Source organism: uncultured Maribacter sp. (genome assembly GCF_947495965.1).
GTDB lineage: Bacteria > Bacteroidota > Bacteroidia > Flavobacteriales > Flavobacteriaceae > Maribacter_B.
Window position 1 is genome coordinate 55,094 of record NZ_CANMBB010000008.1, and the last position, 9,871, is coordinate 64,964.

Here is a 9,871-nt window from a genome sequence, read left to right on the forward strand (position 1 = left end):
AAGCATTAATTTTCAAGAGGATACGGGCTATAACGTTTTCGTATTGAAAATAATTTCTATTCTCAAAAAATATAACTAAAAACTGAAGTTAATTTATCGCAAAATTGGATTTTCGGGCGTCTTTTTATAGAATCTTATTAGACTATCTTTTCCCATAATTGAAGTTGGAGCTACTTCTTTTTCTTCTTTAATTTTATCTTTTCCTAAAATTTTCCGAATAAGTTCTTTAAAATTATTGAAATCTACTTCATAAGATAAACCCACCCCTTGAGTATAGCCTTGGCGATCTGCTAAAAACTCTTGAATTTCATTTTCTCTATTAAAAAACTTAACACTTAAAGTTCCTTCTTCATTAAGCAACAATTGTATTTCTACATCTCCTGCTACTACGGTTTCACTAGAACCACCTACAGGAACTCCAAACTTACCATTAATTAATACTCGGTCACTAATTTTTGTGGATACTGTTAAGCCAATTCTATCATCTGTTTCTATATCTGCGCTTTTATCTATGATGCCCTGTTCATACGATAAGCCAAGATTAAACTTATCACTATCACCGCTCAGAACCTGATTTAATAATCCTGATGCTGATTGCAACAAATTCCCAGTAACTGCTTGTTGGTTAATTCCAGATTGATCATTAACAAAAGAGCCTTGCGCTAATAAAAACAAGGCATTTTTTTCTTCTACGGTTGGATCTTGCAATCTATATTCCAATTCGGATTGGATAATAGAATTTGTACTTGGAAATTCTATTTCAAAATCTATTTTAGGACTTTCTAATTCTTCAGACAACTTAATAACTACATCTGTAGGTATTCTTCTAGTTGCTGTACCTGCATTATCTAACAAAGGCGCTGGGTTAGCAGTTAAAGAATAAACGGCTTCCATATTTAATTGTGCTGCTAAAGGATCCCTCTCCCAATTAATTGTTCCTCCTGGCTTTACAATAAATGTTTTATCTATTATACCTCCAAACTTATAATGATACTGGCCTGTAACAACAACAAAATCCCCAAACATTTCAAACTTACCTCTGGTATTAATTTGCATTAATATGGTACCTGCTCCTGTACCTTTTAAAGAACTCTTTGTTTTTTGATCGGTTACTATTTCTACTTCTGCATCTGGAGTTATATCTAAATCAAATTTTAGCTCTAATCCTTGATAATCTTTTAAAACTTTCTCATCCGCAGCATCTCTTCCTTTATTTTTACTAACAAAATTAATAAAAGAGTAATCTCCTAAGCTAGCAACATCACTTAATGGAATTTTTAACGAAGTACCCTTAGCCGTTGCACCTATTACATCAATATTTAATGCTGTAGTTGGCCCATAAATACGTCCTGTTCCATTTAAATATCCTGTCCCATAAAAGAGCTGATCTTCATCAAACTCTTTATCTAAAATTAAGAAACGGTTATTATTTGTATCCACATCTAAATCTAAAACCCAGTTATCAAAATATCTATGCGATATTGTACCATCTATTGTTGCTTGGGTTTCCGCTTTTATATCGGTTAAATTTATATTCTCAAAATCAAAAGTTTGTTCATATAAGCGCACTTTAGAGTTTGGTGCAAAAGAATAATCTACATTTAAAAAAGGAATACTTATACCAGCATCATCTAAAGACAGTAAGCCATTAATTTCTGGATTATTTGCAGGACCTGTAATACGTGCACTACCATTTAAATTTCCGCGTATGTTCCCAATAACACCTTCTCCTAAAGGGCTAAAGGGCTGTAATTTAAAATTACCAAAATTTACTAAAAGGTTTGCCTCTGGCATTTTCCCTGTATTTAGAACATTGCCAACCACTCCTAACTTTTCTATTCCATTTTCTGTAAGCTGAGAATTAACCGAAAAATCTGTTAAATCTCTATTACCAACAATACCTATAGACAGGTCTCCCAAAGGAAGCTTATTAATACTAAAATCTGAAATAGTTAAATTAGAAGATGGCAAATAAATATCATCCTTTTGTAATATATTTAAGATACCATTTACCTGTCCGTTTAATTTAAGGCTATCAATAGCTGGTGTTATTTTGTCTAATGAAACTATTTTAAACTGCAGTTCTAAGTCTTTATAAGTAGAATCTGCTAATTGCCCTTTTAAACGTATTTGCTCTTCTTTACTGTTATTCATTACAATTTCTTGAATTGTAATACTATCTAATGTTCTATTAAGAATTACTTTATTTTTAGCATCTCCAGCTTTATTCAAAACCCAAGTATTACCTTTAAAACTAATATCTGAAGTCTTTAAACCTATTACAGATTTATTTTCTTTATTAAAAGTGTGGTAAAAATTTAAATTATACGTATCGTTATACTCACTCCCTCCTTTAAATTCTGTTCTAAAGAATAAAGTATCTTTTAATGTGGTGTTTATTAAATTAAAGTCCTTAACATCATAATAGGGAGTAGACAAATCGCCTACAGAAACATAGGTATTATACAAAGGGTTTTTATTATCTATTTTTAACTCTATCCCATCTGCCTCATTACCAAAGGCTACTATACTAGGTGATTTAAAGTTTAGTTTTAAATCGCCATCATCTGCATTTATTCTCCCTCTAATAAAAGTATTAGGATCAAACTTTACTTCTGGAAAAAATACATCGACAATCTTGTTATAAATTTTAAAATTAAAGGTTAATCTTTGCCCTTTAGAAACCTTAAAAGGTTTATAATTAGTATAAATACTGCCTAAGGAATTTTGCACTACCCTCCCCAACTCTTTTACCTTAAAATTCCCTTTTAAATACCCCGTAATTATATCTGGAGAGTTTATATCAATAATACGGATGCTATCATTCTCAAAACTGGAAGATATTTTAAAATCTTCAAAATAATAGGTGTCATTTTTATTTTTAAAATTAGTTTTAGAAAACTTTATATCCCCAACTAAATTATCTAAAGTATTTCCCGTAATATCCATATTTACATTTCCTTTAAAAATAGAAATGCTATCGTTAATAAAGTTTAGCTTTTTTAAGTTTGCATAGCCCACAGATGCAATAAAGTTAAAATTGTTACGCCCTTCTTCAAAATCTGCTAGTCCCTTAAAGTTAAACTTCAAGTTTTCGTCATTACTAACCAAAGAACCATCAAAAAGTTGCTCTTTTAAAAGCCCAGACACCTTTATATCTTTATAGGTATACTTATTAAATTCTATAGAGTAAAGATCCCCTATTACTTCTGTATTTAAATGTTCTTTTACAAACCCTTTTCCCTCTATATTAAAATCTAAATTAGCTTTTCCTACAGTTTCATTTTCTATAAAACCACCTAAATCAAAATCTATTAAAGACACAAAACCTTTGTAGGTTGCATTATCAATATTATTAATATCTGTTAACACTACATCTGCATAAGAGCTACCTATATTAGTATTTAAATTTATTTTGGCTTCTATTGCAGATTTTTCTACGGTGGTATTTCCTCTAATAGTAAACTGACCCAATTTTTGAAACGAAGTTGGTAATGTTTTCCCTAGTACATTGGGCATTAAAGCTCTCATTTCATAGTAGCTAGAGGTAATATTTTTAATCTTAGCAACCATTTTAAAAGGGTCTTTTCTTGAAAAAAGATTCTTAAAATTAAAATCGCCCCTAATTCCTGTATTATTTGTAACTAAAAAAAGTTCTTCCGTATTTAAATCGTTTAAAACACCATTAAGCGTAGTAGAAAACGTAGCCACTTTACCAGATCCAAATTCATTATAAAGTTTATTTATTTCATCTAAAGAAACCTTAGAATCTGTAAAGGTTGCCTCTACTTTTACTTTGTTTAAAAAGTCTGCAAAATCTTCTCTTTCATAATTAAAAACTAATTCTCCTATTAAATTAGAAGCTTCCGTTTTTAAGTTTAAAGAATCAAAACGCATTTGTTGTTTTGTGTAGTTAAAATCGGTTTCGAGCTTATACACATCTATGCCCCTACCACTATGAAAAGAAAGGTCGTGAATTGCCGTACCTACATTGGGTCCTTCAATACTAAAATCTGATGAAGCAATATTTATTTTTTTAAAATCTAAAAGCTCTTCTTTTTCAAAATTTTCATTAATTAGCTTAAAGTCGCTATTTAAAATTTCTACTTCCGATGCTGACAAATAAAATGGTGGAGTGTTCGGGTCTTTTTCTTTAGTATCTAGTTTTTTTACAAATATATCTAGATTAGTATCTGTTTGATCTTTGTAGGTTTTTAGTTTAAAATTAAGGCTATCAATTTTTACTGTACCAAACTCAAACTTTCCGTTCACAAGGTTTTGTACACTTAAGATGGATGTATTTAAATTTGTAACATAAAAAAGAGTGTCTTTTTCATAATCTTCTACATACACCCCTTTTAAAGAAGCTTTCCAAGATATTAGAGAAATTCCTAAACGATCAATATTTATATTAGTTCCATATTTTTTATTGATAGTTTTTGTTGCGTATTCTGCAAAGCGAGTTTGTACAGACGGTAAAGCCAAAATAATGGTACCTAAAACACATGTAACTAAAAGTACAATTAGTATTCGTAATAGTATTTTTCTTAGTTTTTTGATAATTCTTTATGTTTTACCTTTGTCTTTTCAATTTTTATTCCAAAACCTGTGCAAACTAAAACTATTTATATTCTTGCTATAGAATCTTCCTGTGATGATACTTCTGCTGCTGTTTTATGCAACGATAAAGTATTAAGTAATGTAGTGGCAACCCAAAAAATTCATAAAGAATACGGGGGTGTTGTTCCAGAACTTGCATCTCGTGCACACCAACAAAATATTGTTCCAGTAGTACACCAAGCTTTAGCTAAAGCAAATATCGATAAAAAACAGTTATCCGCCATAGCTTTTACTCGCGGACCAGGATTAATGGGCTCTTTATTGGTTGGCACCTCTTTTGCTAAGTCATTAGCTCTAGGGTTACATATTCCTTTAATAGAGGTAAATCATATGCAAGCGCACTTACTGGCTCATTTTATTGCAGACAAAGACAACACAAAACCAACGTTCCCTTTTATTGGATTAACTATTAGTGGCGGGCACACTCAAATTGTTTTAGTCAAAAACTACTTTAAAATGGAAGTATTAGGCCAAACACTTGATGATGCTGTTGGTGAAGCCTTTGATAAAAGCGCAAAAATTTTGGGATTACCTTACCCTGGAGGTCCTTTAATTGACAAATATGCTTCGGAAGGAAATCCAAAAAAATATGAGTTTTCTATTCCAAAAGTAGGCGAGTTAGATTTTAGTTTTAGCGGCTTAAAAACTAATATTTTATATTTTATTCAAAAAGAAGTTAAAAAAGACCCCAAGTTTATAGCCAATAATTTAGAGGATATTTGTGCTTCTATCCAATATACCATCGTAAAAATATTACTACTAAAACTTAAAAACGCCATAAAACATACCGGTATAAAACAAATTGCAATTGGTGGTGGTGTTTCTGCAAATTCTGGTATACGCAAAGCCCTTAAAGACAAAGAAAAAACCAATCAATGGCAAACATACATTCCCAAATTTGAGTATTGTACAGATAATGCAGCAATGATTGGTATTGTAGGATATCTTAAATACCAAGAAGAACAATTTTCTAAACAAGATATTACAGCAAAAGCTAGGTATACTTTTTAAAAAAAGAACTTATGTCTTTCCAAAAAGAACTAGAAAATAGAATAGATACTTCTTTAAGCATATTTCCAGAAAACATTGCTTCTAATTTTTCTAAAAAAAGAATGTTTGGAGGTATTGCATATTTATTTCATGGAAAAATGACCGTTGGCATTATTAAAGGAAGCCTAATGGTTAGGATTATTTCCGAGAAAATAGATGCTTTTTTACAATTAGACCATGTTAAACCTATGGATTTTACTAAAAAGCCTATGAAAGAATTTGTTTATGTATTACCCGAAGGGTTTAAAACAGAAGAAGAATTACAAAATTGGATAGAATTAGGTTTGGAACATGCCCAAAGCAAACTTAAAAGTTTATAATTTAGTTTAAAATATAGCAATGCAATTATTCTACAATCCTAATTTAGATAACACTACAATAGACTTTACCTTTAGTGAAGAGGAAAGCAAGCATATTATAAGAGTTCTTAGAAAAAAAGAAGACGATATACTTACTATAACTAATGGAAAAGGGCTTTTACTAACTTCAAAAATTACCATAGCAAATCCAAAAAAATGCACCGCTGTAATACTAAACTCCAAAGAAAAAGAACCTAGCAGATCATGGATACACTTAGCAGTAGCACCAACTAAAAATAATGACCGTTTTGAATGGTTTTTAGAAAAAGCTACCGAAATTGGTATAAATGAGATTACTCCTATTGTATGCGAAAATTCTGAAAGAAAAGTAATTAAACAAGAGCGTATGGAAAAAGTAATACAATCTGCTATGAAGCAGTCTTTACAAACTTTTCTCCCAAAATTTAACCCAATAATTAGTTACAAAGAGTTTATCAAAAAAGAACATAACGGTCAATTGTTTATTGCACACTGTGAAGAAACAGAAAAAATTGATTTATCAAAAAAAGCAGAAAAGCAAAAAAACACTACAATACTTATTGGTCCTGAAGGAGATTTTTCTACTACAGAAATTAAAACTGCTTTTGAAAATAATTTTTCTCCGGTTTCATTAGGAGAAAATAGACTTAGAACAGAAACTGCTGCAGTGGTAGCTTGTACTACGCTTTCTATAATTAACCAAGTATAAAAATTGGAGTAGAAAAAGTAAACGCAATTAGAATAATCTCTTCTCAATATTTTTTAACCTTCATAATTGTTACATTTGAGATATCAAATTGTAAGGTTTTTATGAAAAAAATCACCATAACACTACTGTTTATAACGCTTATTACACCTATTTTTTCTTCTGCCCAAGAAATAGCTACTTTAAAATATAATGGCGGTGGAGATTGGTATAGCAACCCAACAGCTCTTCCAAATTTAATTAGTTATTGCAATACCAATTTAAACACTACAATAAAAGAAAAACCGCAGGTTGTAGAAGTAGGTAGCTCTTCTATATTCCAATATCCTTTTATACACATGACAGGGCACGGAAACGTATTTTTCTCTAAAAGTGATGCTCAAAACTTACAAGATTATCTAATATCAGGAGGCTTTTTACATATTGATGACAATTATGGCATGGAACCTTATTTACGAAAAGAATTAGTAAAAATTTTTCCAGATAAAGAGTTAAAAGAAATTGGAAAAAATCATGAAATATTTAAAGATAAATTTATTTTTAAAGAAGGATTACCCAAAATACACGAACACAACAGTAAAAGACCACAAGCATTTGGTTTTTTTCATGAAGGAAGGCTTGTATTACTATTTACCTATGAATCGGACTTAGGAGATGGTTGGGAAGACCCATCTGTACATAATGACCCTAAAGAAATACGCAAAAAGGCATTAAAAATGGGAGCAAACATTATAAATTATGCATTTAAACACTAGTAAAATGACATCTAAAACAATAGCTAACGGTATTTTAAGAGCAATAGGGATTATAGTTGCAATAGCCCTTCTTATGCTCTTTCTATACAAAATACAATCTGTTATAGCCTATTTAGCATTTGCTGCTGTAATTGCACTTATAGGAAGGCCTATAGTACTATTTTTAAGACGTAAACTTAAATTCCCTAACACATTAGCCGTAATAATTTCTATGCTTTTAATGGTAGGTATTATTGCTGGCATTATAGCATTATTTGTTCCCTTAATATCTGAACAAGGAAAAAACTTATCTTTATTAGATATAGATAAGTTACAAGAGAATGTAAACACTCTTTATAAAGAAATAACAAACTATTTAGGTTTTTCTACTTCAGATGTTAACGAAGCTTTAGAAGATGCTGAAATAGAAAAAAATATTTTAGACGGATTAAATATTAGCTTTATTCCAGATTTTTTGAACTCCTTCCTAAATATCTTAAGCTCTTTAAGTATTGGATTATTTTCCGTTTTATTTATTTCTTTTTTCTTTTTAAAAGATAGCAAACTTTTTCAAAATGGCTTATTAATGTTTGTACCAAAAAACAATGAAAAAAGAACCGTAAATTCTATAGAAAAAATAAACAATTTATTATCCAGATACTTTCTTGGCTTATTATTACAAATATTTATTTTGTTTGTTATCTATACCATTGTACTATTAATTGTTGGAATAGAAAATGCGATAGTAATAGCTTTTCTTTGCTCACTTTTTAACATCATACCATACGTAGGTCCATTAATTGGTGGAGTGCTAATGATAGGACTAACAATGACTAGTAATTTAGGTGCAGATTTTAGCGAGGTAATACTTCCAAAATCTGGTTATGTTTTAATTGGTTTATTAATAGGACAACTAGTAGATAATTTCTTTTCCCAACCTTTTATTTTCTCTAATAGTGTTAAATCGCATCCTCTAGAAATATTCTTGGTAATTATAATTGCCGGCTTACTTTTTGGAGTAGTAGGAATGATCGTTGCTGTACCTGGATATACTGCAATAAAGGTTATTTTAAAAGAATTTTTATCCGAAAACAAGCTAGTAAAATCTTTGACTCATAATTTATAGTAAAACTTTGAATAAAGAAATATTAAGTACTGGTGTTCAGATTTTTATAAATAATAATATTAACACTGACACCATGTCAGTGTTATTAAAAAAGTCTCCTTTTACAGGGGTTACTTCAAAAGAACTCGTAGAACAGATTGAAGCCAAAAAAAAATGTCAAAAAAAGCTTCCTAAATGGTTTAATACCCCTAATATTTATTTCCCAAACAAGTTAAATATTGAACAAACCTCATCTGAAAAGACTGCAGAATATAAGGCTAGTATTTTAACCAAAAAAACCGTCATAGACATAACAGGTGGCTTTGGAATAGATTGCTACTATTTTAGTAAAAAAATGAAAGAAGTTTTTCATTGCGAAATCAATGAAAAACTAGCAACAATTGCTGCTCATAACTTTAAAGAATTAGGTACAAAAAACATTCAAAGCTTTCCTATTGATGGCATAAAATATTTAAAAGAAAGTAACCATTTTTATGATTGGATATATATAGACCCTTCTCGTAGAAATGATGCAAAAGGAAAAGTTTTTTTATTAGCAGACTGCCTTCCTAATGTCCCAGAAAATTTAAAATTACTATTCAATAAATCTAATAATATTGCAATAAAAACCTCACCTCTTTTAGATATATCTATTGGTATTTCGGAACTAAAACAGGTTAAGGAAATACATGTAGTTTCATTAGAAAATGAAGTAAAAGAGCTTATTTGGATATTAGAAAAAGACTATAAGGACAACATAGAAATAAAAACCATAAATATTGGAAAACAAAAAACAGATACCTTTAGTTTTAATTTTTATGAAGAAAAAGAAGCCAAAACAACATACAATTTACCGAAACAATTTCTTTACGAACCTAATGCAGCTATATTAAAATCTGGAGCATTTAAAATTTTAGGAGAAAAACTTAATTTAAGTAAACTACAAGTAAACTCTCATTTATATACAAGCGAGCAAGAAGTTCTTAACTTCCCTGGGCGAATATTTAAAATTGAAAAAAGCATCCCCTATAATAAAAAATTCCTACGAGAATTAAAGATTTCTAAAGCTAATATTACCACTCGTAATTTTCCAGAAAGTGTTGCCAATCTTAGAAAAAAACTTAAAATTAAAGATGGCGGAGATGTCTATCTTTTTTTTACAACGACAATGAATAATGACTTAACTGTATTCATTTGTAGTAAACACAATTAAGGAGCATTTTACTCGATAATCGAGATTTAAATGCTCCGACGCTTGCGTCCAAATCAATGCTAATTTTCCTTCTAATGCCTCGTGGGCTTGCCCCGAGGTAGTTTA

General features: G+C 30.0%; 7 protein-coding genes. 6 read left to right on the plus strand and 1 reads right to left on the minus strand.

Annotated elements, in window-relative coordinates:
• Positions 1 to 93: 93 nt before the first annotated feature.
• Positions 94 to 4,485 carry a translocation/assembly module TamB domain-containing protein gene (locus Q0820_RS14065; RefSeq protein ID WP_298488437.1) on the minus strand — a complete coding sequence of 1,464 codons (4,392 nt, stop codon included), beginning with the start codon at positions 4,483 to 4,485 and terminating at the stop codon, positions 94 to 96.
• 123 nt (positions 4,486 to 4,608) lie between these two features.
• Here Q0820_RS14065 and tsaD point away from each other — a divergent pair, with 123 nt between their 5' ends.
• The 6 genes from tsaD to Q0820_RS14095 all read left to right on the plus strand — a co-directional run bounded on the left by tsaD (position 4,609) and on the right by Q0820_RS14095 (position 9,766).
• Positions 4,609 to 5,631, plus strand: a complete 1,023-nt coding sequence (gene tsaD / locus Q0820_RS14070) for a tRNA (adenosine(37)-N6)-threonylcarbamoyltransferase complex transferase subunit TsaD (protein ID WP_298488439.1) — start codon at positions 4,609 to 4,611, stop codon at positions 5,629 to 5,631.
• Between the two features lie 11 nt (positions 5,632 to 5,642).
• The gene (locus Q0820_RS14075; protein ID WP_298488441.1) at positions 5,643 to 5,990 is read left to right on the plus strand and encodes a TfoX/Sxy family protein; all 348 of its coding nucleotides are present in this window, start codon (positions 5,643 to 5,645) and stop codon (positions 5,988 to 5,990) included.
• 19 nt (positions 5,991 to 6,009) lie between these two features.
• The gene (locus Q0820_RS14080; RefSeq protein WP_298488443.1) at positions 6,010 to 6,717 is read left to right on the plus strand and encodes a 16S rRNA (uracil(1498)-N(3))-methyltransferase; all 708 of its coding nucleotides are present in this window, start codon (positions 6,010 to 6,012) and stop codon (positions 6,715 to 6,717) included.
• Positions 6,718 to 6,818: 101 nt separating this feature from the next.
• On the plus strand, positions 6,819 to 7,469 hold the full coding sequence (locus tag Q0820_RS14085; protein WP_298488445.1) for a DUF4159 domain-containing protein: 651 nt from the start codon (positions 6,819 to 6,821) through the stop codon (positions 7,467 to 7,469).
• Between the two features lie 4 nt (positions 7,470 to 7,473).
• Positions 7,474 to 8,574 carry an AI-2E family transporter gene (locus Q0820_RS14090; RefSeq protein ID WP_298488447.1) on the plus strand — a complete coding sequence of 367 codons (1,101 nt, stop codon included), beginning with the start codon at positions 7,474 to 7,476 and terminating at the stop codon, positions 8,572 to 8,574.
• 7 nt (positions 8,575 to 8,581) lie between these two features.
• Entirely contained in the window at positions 8,582 to 9,766 is a 1,185-nt protein-coding gene (locus tag Q0820_RS14095) for a class I SAM-dependent methyltransferase (protein WP_298488449.1), read from the plus strand.
• Positions 9,767 to 9,871: the final 105 nt, after the last annotated feature.

Excerpts from the sequence above, each read along its gene's own strand:
- Q0820_RS14075 (WP_298488441.1), top strand. The coding sequence starts at position 5,643 with ATGTCTTTCCAAAAAGAACTAGAAAATAGAATAGATACTTCTTTAAGC.
- Q0820_RS14080 (WP_298488443.1), top strand. The coding sequence starts at position 6,010 with ATGCAATTATTCTACAATCCTAATTTAGATAACACTACAATAGACTTT.
- Q0820_RS14085 (WP_298488445.1), top strand. The coding sequence starts at position 6,819 with ATGAAAAAAATCACCATAACACTACTGTTTATAACGCTTATTACACCT.
- Q0820_RS14090 (WP_298488447.1), top strand. The coding sequence starts at position 7,474 with ATGACATCTAAAACAATAGCTAACGGTATTTTAAGAGCAATAGGGATT.